This is a genomic window from Nonomuraea rubra (genome assembly GCF_014207985.1).
In the GTDB taxonomy this organism is placed as follows: Bacteria; Actinomycetota; Actinomycetes; order Streptosporangiales; family Streptosporangiaceae; genus Nonomuraea; species Nonomuraea rubra.
Genome location: NZ_JACHMI010000001.1, coordinates 6,356,416 through 6,374,970 on the forward strand (window position 1 = coordinate 6,356,416; position 18,555 = coordinate 6,374,970).

At 72.9% G+C, this 18,555-nt stretch carries 22 protein-coding genes; 11 read left to right on the top strand and 11 right to left on the bottom strand.

The window, feature by feature from the left end:
- Window positions 1–36 precede the first annotated feature (36 nt).
- The 3 genes from HD593_RS28970 to HD593_RS28980 all read left to right on the top strand — a co-directional run bounded on the left by HD593_RS28970 (window position 37) and on the right by HD593_RS28980 (window position 2,513).
- Entirely contained in the window at window positions 37–189 is a 153-nt protein-coding gene (locus HD593_RS28970; protein WP_185105184.1) for a hypothetical protein, read from the top strand.
- A gap of 35 nt (window positions 190–224) precedes the next feature.
- Window positions 225–1,001 (top strand): LLM class flavin-dependent oxidoreductase, encoded by a 777-nt coding sequence (locus HD593_RS28975; protein WP_185105185.1) that lies wholly within the window; start codon window positions 225–227, stop codon window positions 999–1,001.
- A 123-nt stretch (window positions 1,002–1,124) separates the two neighbouring features.
- Window positions 1,125–2,513 (top strand): type I glutamate--ammonia ligase, encoded by a 1,389-nt coding sequence (locus HD593_RS28980; RefSeq protein ID WP_185105186.1) that lies wholly within the window; start codon window positions 1,125–1,127, stop codon window positions 2,511–2,513.
- 14 nt (window positions 2,514–2,527) lie between these two features.
- On the opposite strand, the gene HD593_RS28985 is transcribed toward HD593_RS28980, so the two are convergent.
- A complete protein-coding gene (locus tag HD593_RS28985) occupies window positions 2,528–3,313 on the bottom strand; it encodes an SAM-dependent methyltransferase (protein ID WP_185105187.1) in 786 nt (261 codons plus the stop codon).
- Window positions 3,314–3,355: 42 nt separating this feature from the next.
- On the bottom strand, window positions 3,356–4,234 hold the full coding sequence (locus tag HD593_RS28990; RefSeq protein WP_312904455.1) for a LysR family transcriptional regulator: 879 nt from the start codon (window positions 4,232–4,234) through the stop codon (window positions 3,356–3,358).
- Window positions 4,235–4,333: 99 nt separating this feature from the next.
- Between HD593_RS28990 and HD593_RS28995 the strand changes: the two genes are divergently transcribed.
- The 4 genes from HD593_RS28995 (at window position 4,334) to HD593_RS63615 (ending at window position 8,144) form a co-directional block, all read left to right on the top strand.
- Complete coding sequence (locus HD593_RS28995; protein ID WP_185105189.1) at window positions 4,334–5,065, top strand: arginase family protein; 732 nt, start codon at window positions 4,334–4,336, stop codon at window positions 5,063–5,065.
- Window positions 5,066–5,160: 95 nt separating this feature from the next.
- Window positions 5,161–6,576, top strand: a complete 1,416-nt coding sequence (locus tag HD593_RS29000; RefSeq protein ID WP_246546773.1) for an FAD-dependent monooxygenase — start codon at window positions 5,161–5,163, stop codon at window positions 6,574–6,576.
- Window positions 6,577–6,679: 103 nt separating this feature from the next.
- Entirely contained in the window at window positions 6,680–7,030 is a 351-nt protein-coding gene (locus HD593_RS29005) for an STAS domain-containing protein (RefSeq protein ID WP_185105191.1), read from the top strand.
- A 253-nt stretch (window positions 7,031–7,283) separates the two neighbouring features.
- Complete coding sequence (locus tag HD593_RS63615) at window positions 7,284–8,144, top strand: hypothetical protein (RefSeq protein WP_185105192.1); 861 nt, start codon at window positions 7,284–7,286, stop codon at window positions 8,142–8,144.
- A gap of 238 nt (window positions 8,145–8,382) precedes the next feature.
- Here the strand turns inward: HD593_RS63615 and HD593_RS29015 are convergent, their stop codons facing one another.
- Window positions 8,383–8,727, bottom strand: a complete 345-nt coding sequence (locus HD593_RS29015) for an STAS domain-containing protein (protein ID WP_185105193.1) — start codon at window positions 8,725–8,727, stop codon at window positions 8,383–8,385.
- A gap of 154 nt (window positions 8,728–8,881) precedes the next feature.
- Here HD593_RS29015 and HD593_RS29020 point away from each other — a divergent pair, with 154 nt between their 5' ends.
- Window positions 8,882–9,322, top strand: coding sequence for an archease (locus HD593_RS29020; RefSeq protein ID WP_185105194.1), 441 nt, complete (start codon window positions 8,882–8,884; stop codon window positions 9,320–9,322).
- Between the two features lie 73 nt (window positions 9,323–9,395).
- On the opposite strand, the gene HD593_RS29025 is transcribed toward HD593_RS29020, so the two are convergent.
- The 5 genes from HD593_RS29025 to HD593_RS29045 all read right to left on the bottom strand — a co-directional run bounded on the left by HD593_RS29025 (window position 9,396) and on the right by HD593_RS29045 (window position 13,898).
- Window positions 9,396–10,820: an RtcB family protein gene (locus HD593_RS29025; RefSeq protein WP_185105195.1), complete on the bottom strand. Its 1,425-nt coding sequence runs from the start codon at window positions 10,818–10,820 to the stop codon at window positions 9,396–9,398.
- A gap of 73 nt (window positions 10,821–10,893) precedes the next feature.
- Window positions 10,894–11,742: a phosphotransferase gene (locus tag HD593_RS29030; RefSeq protein ID WP_185105196.1), complete on the bottom strand. Its 849-nt coding sequence runs from the start codon at window positions 11,740–11,742 to the stop codon at window positions 10,894–10,896.
- Window positions 11,743–11,748: 6 nt separating this feature from the next.
- Window positions 11,749–12,543, bottom strand: coding sequence for an SGNH/GDSL hydrolase family protein (locus HD593_RS29035; protein WP_185105197.1), 795 nt, complete (start codon window positions 12,541–12,543; stop codon window positions 11,749–11,751).
- Window positions 12,543–13,106, bottom strand: coding sequence for a PadR family transcriptional regulator (locus HD593_RS29040; RefSeq protein WP_185105198.1), 564 nt, complete (start codon window positions 13,104–13,106; stop codon window positions 12,543–12,545). Before HD593_RS29040 ends, HD593_RS29035 begins: the two co-directional genes overlap by 1 nt.
- A gap of 339 nt (window positions 13,107–13,445) precedes the next feature.
- Entirely contained in the window at window positions 13,446–13,898 is a 453-nt protein-coding gene (locus HD593_RS29045; protein ID WP_185105199.1) for a MarR family winged helix-turn-helix transcriptional regulator, read from the bottom strand.
- A 90-nt stretch (window positions 13,899–13,988) separates the two neighbouring features.
- Between HD593_RS29045 and HD593_RS29050 the strand changes: the two genes are divergently transcribed.
- On the top strand, window positions 13,989–14,168 hold the full coding sequence (locus tag HD593_RS29050) for a hypothetical protein (RefSeq protein WP_168019878.1): 180 nt from the start codon (window positions 13,989–13,991) through the stop codon (window positions 14,166–14,168).
- Window positions 14,169–14,170: 2 nt separating this feature from the next.
- On the opposite strand, the gene HD593_RS29055 is transcribed toward HD593_RS29050, so the two are convergent.
- Window positions 14,171–14,962 carry a class I SAM-dependent DNA methyltransferase gene (locus HD593_RS29055; RefSeq protein ID WP_185105200.1) on the bottom strand — a complete coding sequence of 264 codons (792 nt, stop codon included), beginning with the start codon at window positions 14,960–14,962 and terminating at the stop codon, window positions 14,171–14,173.
- Between the two features lie 40 nt (window positions 14,963–15,002).
- Window positions 15,003–16,805 carry a CBM35 domain-containing protein gene (locus HD593_RS29060; RefSeq protein ID WP_185105201.1) on the bottom strand — a complete coding sequence of 601 codons (1,803 nt, stop codon included), beginning with the start codon at window positions 16,803–16,805 and terminating at the stop codon, window positions 15,003–15,005.
- Window positions 16,806–17,012: 207 nt separating this feature from the next.
- Here HD593_RS29060 and HD593_RS29065 point away from each other — a divergent pair, with 207 nt between their 5' ends.
- Both HD593_RS29065 and HD593_RS29070 read left to right on the top strand, forming a co-directional pair.
- Window positions 17,013–17,423 carry a hypothetical protein gene (locus HD593_RS29065; RefSeq protein WP_185105202.1) on the top strand — a complete coding sequence of 137 codons (411 nt, stop codon included), beginning with the start codon at window positions 17,013–17,015 and terminating at the stop codon, window positions 17,421–17,423.
- 198 nt (window positions 17,424–17,621) lie between these two features.
- Entirely contained in the window at window positions 17,622–18,059 is a 438-nt protein-coding gene (locus HD593_RS29070; RefSeq protein ID WP_185105203.1) for a DUF6010 family protein, read from the top strand.
- 20 nt (window positions 18,060–18,079) lie between these two features.
- Here the strand turns inward: HD593_RS29070 and HD593_RS29075 are convergent, their stop codons facing one another.
- Window positions 18,080–18,277 (bottom strand): hypothetical protein, encoded by a 198-nt coding sequence (locus HD593_RS29075; RefSeq protein ID WP_185105204.1) that lies wholly within the window; start codon window positions 18,275–18,277, stop codon window positions 18,080–18,082.
- Window positions 18,278–18,555 lie beyond the last annotated feature (278 nt).

Here is an 18,555-nt window from a genome sequence, read left to right on the forward strand (position 1 = left end):
CATCAAATATTCAACTACTGACGTAGGGAATTTCTGATGGCCATCGCATTCATGCTCCTCATGAGCCTCATCGTGGGCGGCCTGCTCACCGGCGCGGTGATCGCTGTCGTACTGAACGGCATCAAGGACCGCCAGTGGCCCGTCCTGCAGCGCCGGCGCGTCGTCTACCGAGGCTTCATCCCCCGCTGACCCCCACCCGATCAAGCACCGCCTAGCCTTGACCCATGGTGCGCTACGCGATCGGCCTGCCCAACGTCGGCGAGTTCGGAGACCCTGCCCTTCTCACCGAACTCGCCGTCGCAGCCGAAGAACACGGCTGGGACGGCGTCTACCTCTGGGACCACCTCCTCTACCACGACCCCGCCTGGCCCGTCGCCAACCCCACCGTCACCCTGTCGGCCATCGCCGCCCGCACCCACCGCATCCGCCTCGGCATCCTCATGACGGCACTCCCCCGGCGCCGCGTCCAGACCGTCGCCAAGGAAACCGCCACCCTCGACAGGCTCTCCGCAGGACGCCTCGTCTTCGGCGCCGGCCTCGGCTCCATGGACACCGAGTACACCGACTTCGGCGAAGACCCCGACCTCAAGACCCGCGCCGCCAAACTCGACCACGGCCTGTACGACCTCACCCACCTCTGGCAGCGGCTCCTGCCACCCCCCGTCCAGCGACCCCGCATCCCCATCTGGTGCCCGGGACGCTGGCCCACCCGCGCCGGCTTCCGCCGCGCCGCCCGATGGGACGGCGCCATGCCCACCTTCCACCAGTACGGCCAGGACCGCCCCGTCCCCCCGTCAGAGTTCGCCCAGGTCGTCGACTACCTCGCCGAACAACGCGGCACCCTCGACGGCTACGACATCGCCCTCGAAGGCCGCGCCGCCGACGGCCTCATCGACGCCTACACCCGAGCCGGCATGACCTGGTGGATCGAGGCCATGGGCTGGTGGCGCGGCGGCGTACGCGACGCCCGCGCCACCATCACCGCCGGCCCGCCCCGCTGAACCCAACCACAACATCCCCGGACATACCCCCCGACCAGCCAAAACCCGCGAGCGCGGCACCCCCTCCACCCGCCCCGGCACCTATAAGGTGCCACCCGGGCCGCACACCAAGAGGGGATGCCGATGCTCGACCACACCACCACAGACGCGCCACAAGCCGACACCCGGACACTCGACCTCGACCTCGCCGCCGCGGGCGTCGCCGGCGTCATCATCACCTGGGCCGACAACAACGGCATCCCGCGCTCGCGCACCGTACCCGTCGAACAATTCACCGCCGCCACCGAACGCGGCATCGGCATCACCCCCCTCTTCGCCGTCTTCGACTCCCACGACACCATCACCTTCGACCACCCCCCGCTCGGCACCCCCTCAGGCGACATCCGCCTGACCCCCGTCACCGACCGCATCGTCCACCTCGCCGGACAGCCCGCCTTCGCCTGGGCCCCCGGACGCCAGATCGCCCCCGACGGCTCCCCCTGGCCCTACGACCAGCGAACCGCCCTCGAACGCCAGCTCGCCCGCGCCGCCGACCTCGGCATCACGATCCGCGCCGGGTACGAGATCGAATTCCACCTCAGCCCCGCCGACGACACCGGCGACGACCCCCGCCCCATCTACGACGGCCCCTCCTACGGCCCTGCCAAGATGCTCGCCGTCGACGCCTTCGCCGAACAACTCCTGCGCGACCTCAACCGCAACGGCATCCCCATCGGCCAGCTCCACGGCGAATACGGCCCCGGCCAGTACGAACTCAACATCGCCCCCGCCGACCCCCTCACCGCCGCCGACCACCAGCTCCTCACCCGCCAGACCATCCACGCCGCCGCCCGCAACCACGGACTCCGCGCCAGCTTCGCCCCCCTCGTCACCCCCGGCCACGTCGGCAACGGCTGGCACCTGCACACCTCACCCTCCCGCGACGGCGACAACCTCCTGTCCGGCGGCGACGGCCCCGCCGGCATCACCCCGCAAGGCGCCGCCTACCTCGCCGGGCTCCTGCGCGACCTGCCCGCCATCGCCGCCATCACCGCCCCCAGCCTCTCCTCCCTGCAACGCCTGCGACCCGGCTACTGGTCCGGCGCCTACACCTGCTGGGGCGTGGAGAACCGCGAAGCCGCACTCCGCCTCGTCCCTGCCACCCCGCTCCTCGGCCCCCACCACGCCAACCTCGAACTCAAACCCTCCGACGCCTCCGCCAACCCCTACCTCGCCCTCACCGCCGTCATCGCCGCCGGCCTGTCCGGCATCGAAGACGCCCTCACACCCCCCGGCCCAGTCCAGGAAGACCCCGCCACCTGGACCGAACAGCAGCGCGCCGACCACGGCATCCACCGCCTGCCCACCACCGTCCAGCAACAACTCGACGCCCTGCTGAACAACTCCCGCATCCGCACCGCACTCGGCGAGGAGATCACCGGCGCCTTCCGCGCCGTACGCACCTCCGACGCCGGCCGCGCCACCGGCCTCGACCCCGCCGACATCGTCCGCGCCTACCGCTGGCTCTACTGACCGGCCCGCACCTCTCACCCCTTACGGGCCACCCCACACATCGCACTCACCACCCCCGGCACCGGCTGCGGCGGCCCCGGCCGCCACAGCGGCGTCGACACCACACCCGGCGGCACCAGCTCCAGCCCCTCGAAGAACCCCGCCACCTCCCCGGGACTGCGCAACGTGTAAGGGAACGCGGCCCGCTGGTTGTAGAAGGCCACCGCCTCCACCAGCGCCGGATTCACCTCCACCCCGTCCGACAACGCCAGGAAACTCCCCGCCGGCAACGCCGCCACGAACCGCCGCACCACATCCGCCGCCGCGTCGTACGACGGCACCTGCCCCGCGATGCTCAGCATGATCAGCCCGATCGGCCGGGAGAAATCCAGCGTCCTGCCCGCCCCTGCCACGATGGCCTCGGGATCGCGCACGTCAGCGTCCAGATAATCCGTCACCCCCGCCGCGGAACCCGAGAGCAACGACCTCGCGTGCACCAGCACCAGCGGATCGTTGTCGACGTAGACCACCCGCGACTCGGGCGCCAGCCGCTGCGCCACCTCGTGCGTGTTGTCGGCCGTCGGCAGACCCGCCCCGACGTCCAGGAACTGCCTGATCCCCATCTCGGTGACGAGAAAGCCCACCACCCGCCGCAGGAACTCGCGCTGCAGCCTCGCCACCTGCGCGAAATCGGGGAACATCCGCAGCAGATTCTCGCCGGCCTCGCGATCCGCCGCGTAGTTGTCGGTGCCGCCGAGCAGGTAGTTCCAGACCCGGGCCGAATGCGGTCTCGTCTCGTCGATCTGGGGGTTGTGATCCATGACAAGAGCGTAAACACGACCCGGCGCCTTTACAATGTAGATTCACTCGAGGAGCAGGTCGAGGACGGCGTTGACGGCCGGGGTCGCGGTGCGGATGAGCGCGTACGTGGTGCGGGTGATCTCGATCGTGGAGATCGGGCGCAGCACGACGCCTGCCGGCACGCCGACGGCGGTGGCGACCAGCTCGGGGACCAGGGCCGCGCCCAGCCCCTCGCGCACCATGCGCAGCACGAGCGCGTAGTCGTCGGCCGTGTGGATGACGTTCGGCCGGAAGCCCGCCAGGGCGCAGGCGCGGTCGAGCATCTCGTGGTCGCTGGTCCCCTGCGAGCCGGCGATCCACGGCTCCTCGCGCAGGGCGCGCAGGTCCACCGAGCCGGACGCCTCCGGATGATCGGCGGGCAGGGCCATCAGCATCGGCTCGACGCCCGCGAACCGGCGCGTGACCCCGGGCCGGGGCTCCTCGGGGATGAGGCTGTAGGTGAACACGATCGCCACGTCGCAGCCGCCGGCACGCAGCGCCTCGGCGGCCTCGCGGGGTTCGAGCTCCTGCACGATCACGTGCAGGCCGGGGTGGCGGACCCGGGCCGCGGCGATCGCGGGCAGGAGGCGGGCGACGGCCGCCGTGGCGAAACAGGCCACCCTGACCGGCCCTCTCGGGGTGGAGGCCGAGCGCAGATCCTCCTCGGCGGCGCCGAGGGCGTCCAGGACGATGCGCGCGTGCCGTACGAGCCGGTCCCCCTCGGCGGTCAGCCGGACCCGCCGGCCCGCCCGCTCGAACAGCGGCACCCCGGCCTCCCGCTCCAGGACGGCGAGCTGCTGCGACACGCCGGACGAGGTCAGCCCGCACACCTCGGCGACGGCCGTCATCGTGCCGTGCTCGGCGAACTCGTTCAGCAGGCGCAACCTGCCCGGATCCAACACCAAGCATATCTTATAGATCCTCTCAGAAACACTAAGTGGACGTTGCCGATCGGTCGCGGCGACACTGTCGGTCCACCCCATCTCTATGAGGAGAGCGACATGCTGACCGTCGTCGAGGTCCCGCAGTGGCAGGGATCGTTGTCACCCACCGCTCCCAGCCTGGTCGAAGGCGCCGCCCGGCTGGCCGCCATGATCCCCGGGGCGGATGCGCACGTGCGGGTCGAGACCGGCGCGACCCTGGCAGAGACCGCCGATCGGGTACGCCGGGCACTCCCCCGCGACGGGTTCACCGTCACGGTCGGCGGCGACTGCGGCGTGGAGCTCGAACCGGTCACGGCGGCGCTGCGCCGGCACGGCGACCGCCTGCACGTCGCGTGGTTCGACGCCCACGGCGACCTGAACAGCCCCGCCACGTCCCCCTCGGGCGCCTTCCACGGCATGATCCTGCGCGCGCTCCTGGGTGACGGCCCGCCCGGCCTCGTCCGCTCCCCCGCGCTGCGCCCCGGCCAGGTCGCCCTGGCCGGCACCCGCTCGCTGGACCCGGCCGAGGCCGGCTACATCCGCGAGGCCGCCATCGGCGGCCTGGACACCATCGGCCCGGACGCCGTCGTCTACGTGCACGTGGACCTCGACGTCCTGGACGGCATCACCTCGGTCGGCTACCCGGAGCCCGGCGGCCTGTCGCCGCAGGCGCTGGTCGAGGCGGTCGCCGGGCTCGCCGCCCGGCACGAGATCGCCGGGCTGGCCATCACCGAGTACGCGCCCGCCGACCCGCGCGACGAGGAGATGCTGCGGGAGCTGGTCCCTGAGCTCGTACGGCTCTGCTCCTAGCATGTCAACGACTGTTGGCCAACAAGTGTTGACACATCCGCACAAGCGGTGATTGAGTTGTGCCAACAGACGTTGACCCGAAGGGGATGGACGACATGTCCGAGGTGATCGTGGTCGGGGCGGGGCCGACCGGGCTGCTGCTGGCCGGGGATCTGGCGGAGTCGGGGGTGGCGGTCACGGTGCTGGAGCGCCGGGACGGCACGGTGTCGAACCTGTCGCGGGCGTTCGGGGTGCACGCGCGCACGCTGGAGCAGCTGGACGCGCGGGGGCTGGCCGACCGGCTGGTGCCGATGGGCGCGGCGCTGCGCACGGTGCGGCTGTTCGAGCGGGTCGAGGTCGATCTGGGGGAGCTGCCGAGCCGGTTTCCGTTCCTGCTGATCACGCCGCAGTACAACGTGGAACGGCTGCTGCTGGAGCGGGCGGTGGCCGCCGGTGTGGAGATCGTCTACGACGCCGGGGTGCGCGGCCTGGCCCAGGACGACGGCGGGGTCACGGTGTCCACGACGGCCGGGCAGTTCCGGGCATCGTACGTGGCGGGCTGTGACGGGTACCGCAGTGCGGTGCGGCAGGCGCTGGGCCAGCCGTTCCCCGGCAAAGCGGTGCTGACGTCGATCATGCTGGCGGATGTGCAGGTGGCCCGGCCACCGGCCGGGCTGCTGACCGTCAACGGAGTCGGCGACGCGTTCGCGTTCATCGCGCCGTTCGGCGACGGCTACTACCGCGTCTTCGCCTGGGACCGCCGCCACGTGGTCGCCGACGACGCGCCGCTCGGCCTGGAGGAGGTGCGCGAGGTGACCCGGCGGGCGCTGGGCGACGACTACGGCATGAGCCGGCCGCGCTGGCTGTCACGCTTCCACAGCGACGAGCGGCAGGTGCCGCACTACCGCATCGGCCGGGTGTTCCTGGCCGGCGACGCCGCGCACGTGCACTCCCCGGCCGGCGGGCAGGGCATGAACACCGGCCTGCAGGACGCGGCCAACCTGAGCTGGAAACTCGCCGCCGCGCTGCGCGGCGCCCCGGATGCGCTGCTGGACAGCTACCACGACGAACGGCACCCCATCGGCCGGTCGGTGCTGCGCAGCAGCGGCGCCCTCATCCGCGCCGCCATGATCGAATCGGCCGCCGGGCGGGCCCTGCGCGGCATGGCCGCCCGCGGCGCGCTGTCCATCCCGGCCCTCCGCGAGAAGATCACCGGCCAGCTCAGCGGCATCGGCTACCACTACCCCGCCCCGCACGGCGCCCCCGACCGTACCGGCACCCGCGCCGCCGACCTCCCCCTGACCGGCGGCGCCCGCCTGTACCAGGCCCTGCGCGAACGCCGCTTCGTCCAGATCGGCCACACCCCCCTCACCCACCGCCACGACCAGGTCCTCCAGGTCGAACCCGCCACCCCCGCCGACACCCTGACCCTCGTCCGCCCCGACGGGTACATCGCCTGGACCGGCACCGACACCGAAGACCTGGACCGGTTCCTCACCACGCTGGTGGGGCCCGCCGCGACCCGCCGGTGATCCGCTAGCCCGGCGGCACAGGGGTAGTGTGCGCATCAGGAAGGTCCGGAGGCGTGGCCGCGACCGATCACCTGCTCCGGGTGAGGTGAGAGCCATGGCCTGCATGTCGAACCCACCCACGCATGGCCACTGGACCATCGTCCGCGTCACCGGCACCGTGGACGACTGGCGGATGCCGGCGCTCCGTACCCGGCTCGCCGACGCCGTGGACGTCCTCCCGCGCGTGGCCGTGGACCTGTCCGGCTGCCGGCTGACGGGCACCCGCTGGATGAGCGTCCTGCTGGAGGCCGCGCGCCGCGCGCACGACCGCGGTCACCTGTTCGCCGTCGTCAGTCCCCGGCCGCACGCCACGCGCCTGTGCCTGCCGGTCCTGGCCCGGGGCGGGCGGCTGCTGCTGTGCGAGACCGCGGAGCAGTTGCCCGGCGACGCCGGTACTGAACTGCCATCCCACTAACCGGACGACTACGGTGAAACAGGCGGGAACCTACCGAGTCCGTACGGCGTCCAACCAGAGCCAGCGTTCGCGCCGGGCACCCGTGCCACCCACGTGGCGGTGCCGGCGCCGTAGTCCGACCTGTTCGCATCCGACTAACGACGCCAGTCAGCCCCCGCCCTCCATGCCGTGGCGGAATCGCCATGCGCTCGTCCGGAGGGCTCCTGTCCCCGATCCGATCCCACCGACACCCGTGGAGGACCAGGTGACGCCCATGAGCTCCGGCCAACCGTACGAGGAACGTGCCCGCCGCAGGCGGATCCCCCGGCAACTGCTCAAGATCGCCACCATCGCGATCGTCGCCGCCGGCGGCCTCGGAGTGACCGTATCGGCCTCGGCCGCCACCCTGACGCCGACCCCGCCGACCACCCCGCCAGTCACCCCGCCAGTCACCCCGACCGAAACCGCGACCGAAACCCCGACTGTAACCGCCACCCCGGCACCGACCGAGACGCCGACGGCCTCGCCCGCGCCGGCCGAGCTGCCGCCCATCAACCCGTGGGGGTTCGCCGGGACGATGCACGGCGAGTTCTCGGTGGCGACCAAGGACGGGTGCGGCACCGTCACGCTGCTCACCCAGACCGGGCAGGTGACCGCGCTGGCGGACGGCTCCATCACGGTACGCAGCCAGGACGGGTTCGAGCAGACGTACACGATCGACGAGTCCACCCGCCAGCCCCGGGTGCGGCTCCGCGACGGCGAGGAGAGCCGGATCCAGCAGGACGGCTGGGTGTCGGTGACGGCCACCACGGACGGCCAGACGGCCCGGGCGGCCTACCTCCTTGATCTGTCGCAGCCCATGAGGCTCCACCCGCAGGACAAGAGCGGCTGGAGGCGGGCCAAGCAGTGGTGGGGGATCGTGCCGAACTGGCAGACCCCGACCCCGTGCCCCACCCCGACCCAGACGTCCACGCCGCCGCCCACCGACACCCCCACGACCGTCCCGACGCAGACCCCCACCGAGATCCCGACCGAACCGCCGGCCGAGTCTCCCACGGAGACGCCGACCGGAGCTCCGGCCGAGACGCCCACGCAGCCGCCCGTGGAGACGCCGGCCCCGACGCCCACCTCCTGAGCTGATCCGCCTCCGGTTCCCGGGCGGCCACCCTCACCCACCTGGAACCGGTCACCCCTCGCACGAGAGGGACCGGCCATCGGCTCGGCTCCGGCCGACCGAGGCCGCAGGACCGACCGGACGACCGCGGCCGTGCGGCCGACCGGCCGAGGCCCGCAGGAGCGACCGGCCGACCAAGGCCGCAGGGATGGCCGGCCGTCCAAGGCCGTGCGGCTGAGCGGCCGACCGGGGTCGCGCGTCAGAGGGCGCGGAGCTCGGTGACGGCCTCCTCCAGGGTGGAGCGCAGGTCGAGGACCCGGTCGAGGCCGCGCTGGCGGAAGAGTGCCCGCATCAGGTCTCCGGTCTCGCACACCAGTGCCCGGCCTCCCGCCGCCCGCGCGTGGTGGTGCATCGCGAGCAGCACCGTCAGGCCGTACGAGTCGGCCGAGGTCAGGGCGCCGAGGTCGATCGCGACCCGCGGCAGCGCCCGGGCCAGCGCCTCCTGCAGCAGGGGGCAGGTGTCCATGTCGAGCTCGCCGCTGACGGTGACCACGGTGACGCGGGAGTCGAGATCGACCTCGGTGATCCGCAGGCGTTCCGTCATGGGGCGCCTCTGCGGCGGGTCTCCGTCAACCAGTCGATCATCACGACGACTCTATCCGGATCCCGGAGCTGCCCTGTCCCGGTTGGCGTACATGCTGCCGTTTCTTGACGCCGGCGGGCTTTGCGGGCGGGCTCGTGCCTGGTGGAGTGGCAGCATGAGCAGAGGTCACCGCGCGGTCCCGCACACCGCCGACATCGCGCTGGAAGCCTGGGCGGGCGGGCGCGAGGCGTGCCTGGCCGAGGCGGCACGGGCGCTGGTGGAGAGCTTCGCCGACCTGGACACGGCCCCCGCCCCTGACGGCGAGGTCAACTTCCCCACGACCGGAGATCCCGACGGCAAGGATGCGGGTGGCGGAATGGAGAGTGGCGCGGGGCTGCTGATCGCGTTGCTGGAAGAGGTGATCTACCAGGTCGAGGTGCACGGCCGCGTGGTCGTGGACGTCCGTCCAGGGAAGGAAGGCGGCCTGCGGCTGGCCACCGTCCCCGCCGAGGCGGTGGAGCAGGTCGGCGCGATGCCGAAGGCTGTCACCACGCACGGCGTGCGGTTCGAGCGGGAGGACGGGGAGTGGCGGGCGCGGGCGGTGGTCGACGTCTGAACCACCTGAACGCCGACCCCGACCCTGTGACCGCCTGAACGCCGACCCCGACCCTGTGACGACCTGAATCGGCCTACCCCTTGACCACCCCGACCGGCGCCAGCTTGGCGACCTTCCTGGCCAGCCCGGCCAGGTGGCACGCCGTCACCACCGCGTCCACGTCCTTGTACGCGTGCGGCGTCTCCTCCGCCAGCCCCCGCGCCGACGCCCCCCGCACCGCGACCCCCGCCTCCTCCAGCTCGGCCCGCAACCTGGCCGCCGACGTGCTCTTGAGCGCCTGGTGACGGCTCAGCCGCCGCCCCGCCCCATGGCAGGCCGACGCGAACGCGGGCGCGCTGGGCGTCCCGGCCAGCACGTACGAGCCCACCCCCATCGAACCGGGCACCAGCACCGGCTGCCCCACCGCCCGCAGGTCCTCCGGCAGGTCCTCGTGACCGGGCGGCAGGGCCAGGGTCGCGCCCTTGCGATGCACGCACAACCGCCGCGCCCGGCCTTCGACGTGGTGCGTCTCCAGCTTGGCCAGGTTGTGCGAGACGTCGTACAGCAGGCTCAGCCCGCCGTCCCCCGTGGCCTGTTCGAAGGCGCGGCGGGCGGCCTGGCCGAGGAGCTGCCGGTTGGCCCGGCCGTAGTTCGCGGCGGCCGCCATCGCCGACAGGTACGCCTGCCCCTCCGGCGAGGTGACGGGCGCGCACGCGAGCTGCCGGTCCGGGACGCTGATGCCGTACCTGGCCATGACCGCCTCCATGGCGCGCACCGAGTCGGTGCACACCTGGTGGCCGAGGCCGCGGGAGCCGGTGTGGATGAGCACGCACACCCGCCCCGGCCACAGCCCGTACGCCTGCGCGATCTCCTCGTCGTACACCTCGGAGACCGCCTCCACCTCCAGGAAGTGGTTCCCGGAGCCGAGGCTGCCGACCTGTGCCAGCCCGCGTTCCCTGGCCCTGGCGCCGATCGCGGCCGGGTCGGCGTCGGCGACGGCGCCGCGGTCCTCGCAGCGTTCCAGGTCGGCGGGCTCGCCGTGGCCGCGCTCGACGGCGTACCTGGCGCCGCCGGCCAGGACCTCCTCCAGCTCGGCCTGGCCGCGCAGGTGCCACACCGCGCCCTTGCTCATGCCCCGCGGGATCACCGCGTCGAGCGCGTCCATGAGGGCGTCCAGCCGCGGGCGCAGCTCGTCCAGGCGCAGGCCGGACAGCAGCAGCCGCACGCCGCACGAGATGTCGAACCCCACCCCGCCCGGCGAGACCACCCCGTCGCGCTCCACGTCGGTGGCCGCCACCCCGCCGATCGGGAAGCCGTACCCCCAGTGCATGTCGGGCATCGCGTACGAGGCCTCGACGATCCCCGGCAGCGTGGCCACCGCCGCCACCTGCCCCAGCGCCTGGTCGGCGGACGGGTCCGGCAGTAGGTCGGCGGTGGCGAACACCACGCCCGGCACCCGCATCGGCCCCTCGGCGTCGATCCGCCAGCGATACGGCGTCTCCTCGACCAGCCTCGTCATCGCGCCCCCTCCCCTCCCCCGGCCTTACCCTCCGGAGTCCCCCGCATGCAGGCTTCCCGCCGGTGCGGAACGATCAGGGTGCCGTCAGGGCCGCGTCGAGCTCGGCACCGCGCCGCTCCAGCCACGCCTCGCGCCGCTTGATCTGATCACCCACTCCCTCAGACCACATGCGCGCCCATCCGCCGCCCAGCTCCTCGGCGTTCCGCCTCATCAGGAACCACGAGCGCCGCGTCCGCATCACGGCCACCTCGACCAGCCGCGACCGGTCGATCTCCGACATGCCGTACGCGTCGGCCAGGATCCGGCAGCGCCGCGGCATGTCCAGCCCCCGCAGCACCGGGTCGGCGTCCACGGGATCGCAGAGCGGCGCCCAGTACAACATCGCGTTGTACAGCTCGTCCACCCTGGTCACCGGCCGGGCGATGTCGAAGTCGATCAGCGCCGCCGCCTCGCCGTCGCGGAAGACGAGGTTGTCCGGCGTGTAGTCCGCGTGCCCGACCAGCTCCGCCGGGTACGGCGGCTCGGGCGGCACGCCCGGCGGCTCCTCCAGCCCGAGGCCCGGCCGCACCCCGTCGGGCACGGAGAAACCGGCGACGGCCTCGTGGTAGGCGCGCACGAGCCGCCCCACCGACGCCAGCCGCCCCTCGTCGGCGACCCACGGCGGCCGCGGCCGCCCGGCCACCTCGCCGGGCACGAAGCTCAGCACCTCCCGCCCGGCCGCGTCCACGCCGAGGAACCGCGGGGCTCCCGCGAACCCCACCGCCTCCAGGTGGCGCAGCAAGGCGTGCACGAGCGGCGCGTTCGGGCCGATCGTCCGGCGGACCGTGTCGCCGACGCGCACGACCCCCTCGGTGACGTCCCCGCCGGCCAGCGGGATCTCGGGATGGGATTCGGGCGGTTCCGCGTACGTGACGGCGTTCATCTCACCTCAGGGGATCGTCGGGGAGCCCCCATGATCGCATGGGACGGGAGCGAGCAGCGGGCGCTTGGCCGTCCGCCCGTCCCCCGAGGAGCGCCCGCGCAGGCGCCGGCCGATCCACGGGCCCGCGAACGTCGCCAGCCACCGCGCCTCGGCCGCCGCCGCCCGCCACATCCCCGGCACGGGCAGCGCCGGCAGCGGCGCCATCCACGTGTCGTCGCTGCCGGGCAGCCCGAGCGCGTGCGCCACCGCGGCCGCGAACCTGGCGTGCCCCATCGGGCTGGCATGCAGCCGGTCGCGACTCCACATGCGCGCGTCCGTCACGTACGCCAGCGGGTACGTGTCCACCAGCGTCACCCCGTGCCGGGCGGCGGCCTCGCGGATGCGCTCGTTGACGTCCAGCACGCGCGGCACCAACGGCCGGGCCATCGGCGCGATCCTCCCGATGTCGGGAAATGTCACGGTAACCACCCGCGCACCCGCCCCCACCAGGGCGGCGAACATCTCCTCCAGCACCCCCGCCACCCGCGCGGCGTCGAACCCAGGCCGGATCACGTCGTTCATGCCCGCCATGACGGTCGCCAGGTCGGGCCGCAGCTCCAGCGCCGCCGCGAGCTGCTCGTCGCGGATCTGCGCCGCAGTCCGGCCACGCACGGCCAGGTTGGCGTACAGCAGGCCGGGGCCGGCGCGGGCCAGGTGCTCGGCGAGCCGGTCGGCCCACCCGCGGTGGCCCAGGACGTCGTCGCCGTCGCCCAGCCCCTCGGTCTGGCTGTCACCGAGCGCGACGTACCGCATGTACGTCATCACACCCTCCTTCCCGCGCGGTCCTCCAGCGTCCGCGCGGTCTGCCGGCACCAGTCACGCATCTCCCGCTCCAGCCGGCAACCGGCCAGGCAGGACAGGTACGGCCCGACCCGCTCGCCCGCGCGCAGGAACTCCTCCTCGTCGAGGTCGCCGCGCAGCCGCCGCAGGGTCTGCTCGAAGAAGGCCAGCTTGGCGGCGGCCTCCCCGGCCCGCTCCCGTAGCTGGGCGATCAGCGGGGCCGGGTCCAGCAGGTCCGCGGCGTGCACCTTGACGGCCAGGTCGTCGCGCAGGAGCAGGGGTTTCGCCGGGGTGGCGGCGAAGGCGGCCAGCTCGTCCAGCCCCGCCTGGGTGACCTTGAACACGCGCTTGTTCGGTCGGCCGTGCTGGACGACCTCGCGCCCCGCCACCAGGCCGTCGGCCTCCAGCTTGGTCAGCTCGGCATAGAGCTGCTGGGGGGCGGCGTACCAGAAGTTCGAGACGCCGACGTCGAAGATCTTCGTGAGCTGGTAGCCGCTGTACTCGCCGTCGAGCAGCGCCGCCAGCACCGCGTGCCGGAGAGCCATCGCTGCTAGTCATCTCCATTACTAGTCATGTCGATGACTATAGGATGGCGCGCCGGCCGTCACAACCGCGCCGAGCGCCTTTACAAAGTAGATCACGCAAGCGTCCCGCTCGAAGTGGTACGTCATCCGCACCCCGGGCCTCCGACGTAGAAGAGGAACAACCCACGCGAGGAGACCGCCATGCGCGCCACCCGGACCACGATGCGACCGAAGCCGGCCCGCCCGCGCCCCGGCCTGGATCTGCGGACGCCGTCCGGGCGCCGGCTCCCCTACTGAGAACGCCCGCCTCCACACCGCGGAGGCGGGCGTCAGGTCACTACCGCGGAGGCGGGCGTCAGGTCAGCCCGGGCGGCGGGCGGCCGCGATCACGCGCGTCAGGGACTCGTGCAGGTCCTGCAGCTCGCCGAGGCTCATGCCGAGCCGGTCCACGATCGCGGGCGGGATCTTCTCCGCCTGCTCCCGCAGCGCGCGCCCCTCGGGGGTGAGGGTCACGGCCAGCGCGCGCTCGTCCTTGCTGCTGCGCTCGCGCCGGATGTAGCCGAGCGCCTCCAGCCGCTTGAGCAGGGGCGACATGGTGCCGGGGTCGAGCTGGAGCAGCTCCCCCAGTTCCTTGACCGACAGCGGCTCCCGTTCCCAGAGTGCCAGCATCGCCAGGTACTGGGGATGCGTCAGGCCCATGGGCTGCAGCAGCGGCCGGTAGAGCGCGATCACGCTGCGCGAGGCGATGCTGAGGGCGAAGCACACCTGGCGGTCCAGCGCGAGCAGATCTGTTGCCTCTGTCACAGGCTCCATCGGTGTGCACCTCCGTCGATTGCTGATAGCTTACTTGGTGTACAAACTATTAGGCCACAAACCGTTTGGGCCCGGCTGGAGGACCTCCCCATGTTTCACCGCAAGCCGCTGGAGGAGCGCATCGCCGAGCGTCAGGCCAAGCTGCCTCCTCTGAAGGAGGGCAAGCACTTCGAGCACGGGCCGGCGAAGTTCGTGTTCGTGTCGCTGCTGGTCGCCGTGGCGCTCATGCACTTCGTCGGGCTGGCCGTCGTCATGCACTTCTACTCCTGACGTCAGCGGCGGCGGCAGATCATCATCTCCGTGGTGGGGCTCTCCCTCAGCACGCGGACGAGCCGCCGCTCCAGCGGGAAGAGCAGCGATCCCGCCAGGCCGCCCGTCCACTCGCTCAGGGTGACCGCGCGCAGGAGACCGCCCCACAGCTTGCGCCAGACGGGGCCCGCGTCGACCTGGGCGTTCATGAGGACGAGCATCGGCATCCGGCGCATCACGTCGAACCCGGCCTCGTCGAGCGCCCTGGTGATCCACGGCAGCGTGTGGTTGACCTGGTGGTCGCCGCGCTGCTCGGGCCGCTGCAGGAAGTTCTCCGACAGGACGAAGATCCCGCCGGGGCGCAGCGCCGCGGCCACCGAGCCCAGCGCGGCCCGGTAACGGGCGTCGTCGGTGATGTGGAAGAGCATGTCCATGGCCGAGACCGCGTCGAACGCGCCCCGCTCCAGCGTGTCGCCGGGCTCGGCGATGTCCAGTTCGTGGAACTCCACGCCGGGGAAGCGCCCGCGCAGCCGCTCCACCGCCGCCGCCGTGAGGTCGCAGCCGACGATCGACTTGACGCCCAGCCCCTGCCAGCGGCGTACGTAGAAGCCGGTGCCCGAGCCGATGTCGAGCACGCGGGCGTCGGGCAGGTGGAGGGGCAGGGTGGCGGCCTCGCGGTCGAAGACCTCCGCGCGCACGCGGTACATCCAGGTGTTGAACGCCCGGCCGAGCGCCGCGTAGCCGACCCCGCTCTCGGTCCAGTCGGACTGCAGGCGCCGCTCCCAGAACCCTTTCAGCTCACCATGCGTCTTCATCCAGCAAGGCTAACGGCAGGGACGGCGGGCCGTCCGCAGGTCAGGCGATCTCGACGTGATCCAGCTCGGCCCAGCGGTTGTGGTGCTGGAAACGCAGCGTGTTCCAGCCGCGGGTCAGCGGCAGCGAGGCCGTCACCTGGCGCCAGACGTCCCAGCCGTGGTGGGGGTAGTCGAGGGTGAACCGGGTCGAACCGTTCACCGTCACCGTGTGCTGGGCGTCGCCGTACCCGGCGGCGTAGGTCACGAACGCCGTGTACCGTCCGGTTCTCGGCGCGTACACCCGCAGGTCGACCCGGCTGTCCTCGTGGTCGAGGCCCGCCACGACCGTCCCCTGCGACGCTCCGGCGGCGCCGGGGCGGGCGCGCGCCCGGCTGATCTGCCCGGCCTCCGCCTCGTAGCGGACGCGCGGGGCGGTGCGGCCGTCCCGCTCGGGCGGGGCGTCGAGGGTGCGGGTCCCGCGGAAGGTCTCGCCCGCGACCCGGTAGCCGTGCGCGGCCTCGCCGCCGGTGTGGCCGGGGCCGACGTCGAGGGTGTCGGTGGTGGTCCAGGCGCCGTCGATCTGCTGCTCGACGGCGTACGCGAACTCGTTGAAGTCCCACTCCGAGGAGACGAACGTGTTGACGACGGCCAGCGTGCCCTGGCCCGCGGTCAGGGACGGCGGGAGGTCGACGTGCTGCTCCGCCCAGCCGCCGAGGCCGTCGGGGAGTGGCTCCCACCGCCCGGCCGGGGCGCCGTTCAGGGTGATGGTGGCGCGCTGGCGGGAGACGCGGGCGTCCAGGCGGCGGATCAGCCGGACGGGGCCGCCCGCCGGGTCGATCCGTATCGTGAAGCGGCTCGACCCGCCGGGGCCGAACGCCCGCCCGTCGTCGGTCACCGTGTCCGGGCCCAGCCACACCACTGCCCCGGCGGCCACGGCCACGGTCACGGCGGTGGCCAGCGCGGCGATCAGCGCCACCCCGCGTCGCCGCTCTCGCCCTGTGGCCGGCAGTAGCGCCCTGCGTCCCCGCCTCCGCCCTGCGGCGGGCACCGGCTCTCCCGCCGCCCGCCCGTCCGACGCAACCGCCGAGGCAGGAAGGGGCGCGGCCACGGGCACGTTCGGGGAGGGCGGAAGCGGCGCGGTAGCAGGCGCGCCCGGGGGCGGCGGAAGCGGCGCGGTAGCAGGCGCACCCGGGGAAGGCGAGGCCTGGGCGGCGGCGGGCGTGGCCGATCGCGGCGCCTCCGGCTCATCCGGCCGGTGCTGACCAGGCGAGTATTGACCGGGCGGCTGCTGGCCCGGCGGGTACCAACCGGGCGGAGCCTGGCCGGGTGGCTGCTCACCCGGCAGGTGCTGGCCGGGCAGGTGCTGGCCGGGCACGTGCTGGCCGGGCGGTGCTGAGGGCCGGTACTGGGCGGGGACGGTCGGCATGCGGGCGAGCCGTACCCGCTCCCAAGCCCGCTCCCACGCGGGCAGCCGGCGCTCGGGCACCTGGCAGGCCCGCAGGAACGCCAGCATCACCGCCTTGCGCGGAAAGCGCCGCCCCGCCAGCATGTCGGCGCAGGTGGCGCGGGGCAGCCGGGTGCCGCCCGCCCGGTCGGCCCGCGCCTGCAGCTCCCGCAGCGACACGTCGGCCCGCGCGAACTGCTCGGCCAGCAGCGCCACCAGCTCCTCATGGCTGTTCACCGACTCCGGCGCGGGCCCGCCGCCCTCCTCCGCCACAGCGGGGAGGCCCCCGCCGCCCGGATCCCCGCCCGGATCCCCGCCCGGATCCCCGCCCGGATCCCGGCCCGGATCCGCACCCAGACCCGCGGCCGGATCCCCGCCTGCCGACCCCTCGGGCCCCGGCCCGCTCCTGACCCCGCTCACATCGGAAAGTATACGAATCATTACTCACCGCGTCCGAGTCTGGCGGCAAAGTGTCCGGGACCGGCGCGCGGGCGGACAGGTCCGGACGAGTTCGTACGCGTCCGTCTGCCCCTCTGTTGGACACCCCGGCGACCCCGTTTAGCTGGCACAGCGCCGGCCGGGAGCCCCCGGACCACGGCCATCCGACACGAGAAAGCAGCAACCATCATGCGTAAGAACCTCCACCGGGCCACCCGCACGTTCAGCCTGCGCGGCACGCTCGTCTCCTGCGGCGTCACCGCTCTGGCGGTCGTGTCCTGCCTGTCCGCTCCGGCCGCCGCGGCGCCGCTGCATCCTTCGGCCACGGAGCTGCAGCGTGCCAGAGCGGCATGCCCGTCCGGGCACGTGTGCATCTACCCGGACGAGACCTCCTCCGGCGACCCGGACACCTACTACAGGTACGGCGCCCACAACCTGGAGAACGTCTTCGGCAACCGCCTGATCATCAACAACCAGACCGGCGGGGCGGGCTTCCGCCTCTGCGCGGCCTACGGCGGGCAGAACTGCGGCAACCGCCTGGGACCCGGTGAGTACATAGCGAACCTGTCGCCGGTCAACTCCATCCTGCTCGAGCCGTAACCGGCGCCGTCCACTAGCCGGTCAGGCCGGGCCTTCCCCCTGAGGCCCGGCCTGGCCCGTTCGCCGGGAACGTGGCGGGAATCCGTTGGAAGTTGTCCATTCACCCCGTGGGGCGCCGCTGGACGGCCGCTCTAAGCTGGCGGCGCCCTCGGCCGGGGTCCTTGTCCCTTCCTTCCACGTTTCGCAGAACGGACCGGAATGTCCATCATCATGCCGATCGTGATCGGGCTGATCGCCGTCACCATCGTCTCTCTCATCCCCGAGCCGCACCGCCGCCCGCTCAACGCCATCCTGGTCGGCGGCGCGGGCGCGGCCTACCTGAGCGGGTTCGGGCTCGGGTACTGGGAGTTCGTGCTGCCCGTCGTCATGGCGTACGTCGCCTACCGGGGGCTCAAGAGCTGGACCTGGATCGGCGTCGGCTGGCTGCTGCACACCGTGTGGGACGTCTTCCACCACCTCAAGGGCAGCCCCATCCTGCCCTTCGCGCACGACTCCTCCTTCGGCTGCGCCATCTGCGACCCGGTGATCGCGCTGTGGTGCTTCGCGGGCGGCCCGTCCATCCCAGGCCTGATCCGCGCCCGATTCACCCGCGAACCGGCCACCCCGCTCGCCACCGGCCCAGGGCAGCCCGGATAACCCACCGTCCGGGGTCTCCATCAGCGTCCCGTCCGGGAGCGGCGCGGCGCTTCCGGCTCCGGCCGGTTCGACAACCAGCGCAGCAGGCGGAAGGCACGCTCGCTGATCACCTCGGAGCCGAACAACGCGGCGCCGACGACCACGACCGCGACCAGCGCCTCGAACACGACCAGCGTCACTCCGAGCGCGGCATGCACCGACCACGCCAACGCGGGCACGCCAAGGCCCACCGCTCCGACGCCTGCCGCCCGTACCCAGGCAGCGCGCGCCAAAGGCTCCATCCCAGCCACCGCCTCCCTCTGGACCCAACCTCCCCTCGTGGTGAGTCCATGGGGCAATCTGGCGGCATGACGCCTCGGCAAGGACCATACCCGAGTTGTGGCGGGCGTGAAGAGGAAGAGAGCAATCGCTGACGTTCCGGACAGCGGCCCCGTTTCCCGGCCGCCCGCGAGGGAAACCGGAGAGCTGCCCGGCTTCCTGGCCCCCGCGGGGAAAC

Bases quoted from the DNA above. Each gene is read 5' to 3' on its own strand.
- HD593_RS28970 (WP_185105184.1), top strand. From the start codon at position 37: ATGGCCATCGCATTCATGCTCCTCATGAGCCTCATCGTGGGCGGCCTG.
- HD593_RS28975 (WP_185105185.1), top strand. From the start codon at position 225: ATGGTGCGCTACGCGATCGGCCTGCCCAACGTCGGCGAGTTCGGAGAC.
- HD593_RS28980 (WP_185105186.1), top strand. From the start codon at position 1,125: ATGCTCGACCACACCACCACAGACGCGCCACAAGCCGACACCCGGACA.
- HD593_RS28985 (WP_185105187.1), bottom strand. From the start codon at position 3,313: ATGGATCACAACCCCCAGATCGACGAGACGAGACCGCATTCGGCCCGG.
- HD593_RS28995 (WP_185105189.1), top strand. From the start codon at position 4,334: ATGCTGACCGTCGTCGAGGTCCCGCAGTGGCAGGGATCGTTGTCACCC.
- HD593_RS29000 (WP_246546773.1), top strand. From the start codon at position 5,161: ATGTCCGAGGTGATCGTGGTCGGGGCGGGGCCGACCGGGCTGCTGCTG.
- HD593_RS29005 (WP_185105191.1), top strand. From the start codon at position 6,680: ATGTCGAACCCACCCACGCATGGCCACTGGACCATCGTCCGCGTCACC.
- HD593_RS63615 (WP_185105192.1), top strand. From the start codon at position 7,284: ATGAGCTCCGGCCAACCGTACGAGGAACGTGCCCGCCGCAGGCGGATC.
- HD593_RS29015 (WP_185105193.1), bottom strand. From the start codon at position 8,727: ATGACGGAACGCCTGCGGATCACCGAGGTCGATCTCGACTCCCGCGTC.
- HD593_RS29020 (WP_185105194.1), top strand. From the start codon at position 8,882: ATGAGCAGAGGTCACCGCGCGGTCCCGCACACCGCCGACATCGCGCTG.
- HD593_RS29025 (WP_185105195.1), bottom strand. From the start codon at position 10,820: ATGACGAGGCTGGTCGAGGAGACGCCGTATCGCTGGCGGATCGACGCC.
- HD593_RS29030 (WP_185105196.1), bottom strand. From the start codon at position 11,742: ATGAACGCCGTCACGTACGCGGAACCGCCCGAATCCCATCCCGAGATC.
- HD593_RS29035 (WP_185105197.1), bottom strand. From the start codon at position 12,543: ATGACGTACATGCGGTACGTCGCGCTCGGTGACAGCCAGACCGAGGGG.
- HD593_RS29040 (WP_185105198.1), bottom strand. From the start codon at position 13,106: ATGGCTCTCCGGCACGCGGTGCTGGCGGCGCTGCTCGACGGCGAGTAC.
- HD593_RS29045 (WP_185105199.1), bottom strand. From the start codon at position 13,898: ATGGAGCCTGTGACAGAGGCAACAGATCTGCTCGCGCTGGACCGCCAG.
- HD593_RS29050 (WP_168019878.1), top strand. From the start codon at position 13,989: ATGTTTCACCGCAAGCCGCTGGAGGAGCGCATCGCCGAGCGTCAGGCC.
- HD593_RS29055 (WP_185105200.1), bottom strand. From the start codon at position 14,962: ATGAAGACGCATGGTGAGCTGAAAGGGTTCTGGGAGCGGCGCCTGCAG.
- HD593_RS29065 (WP_185105202.1), top strand. From the start codon at position 17,013: ATGCGTAAGAACCTCCACCGGGCCACCCGCACGTTCAGCCTGCGCGGC.
- HD593_RS29070 (WP_185105203.1), top strand. From the start codon at position 17,622: ATGTCCATCATCATGCCGATCGTGATCGGGCTGATCGCCGTCACCATC.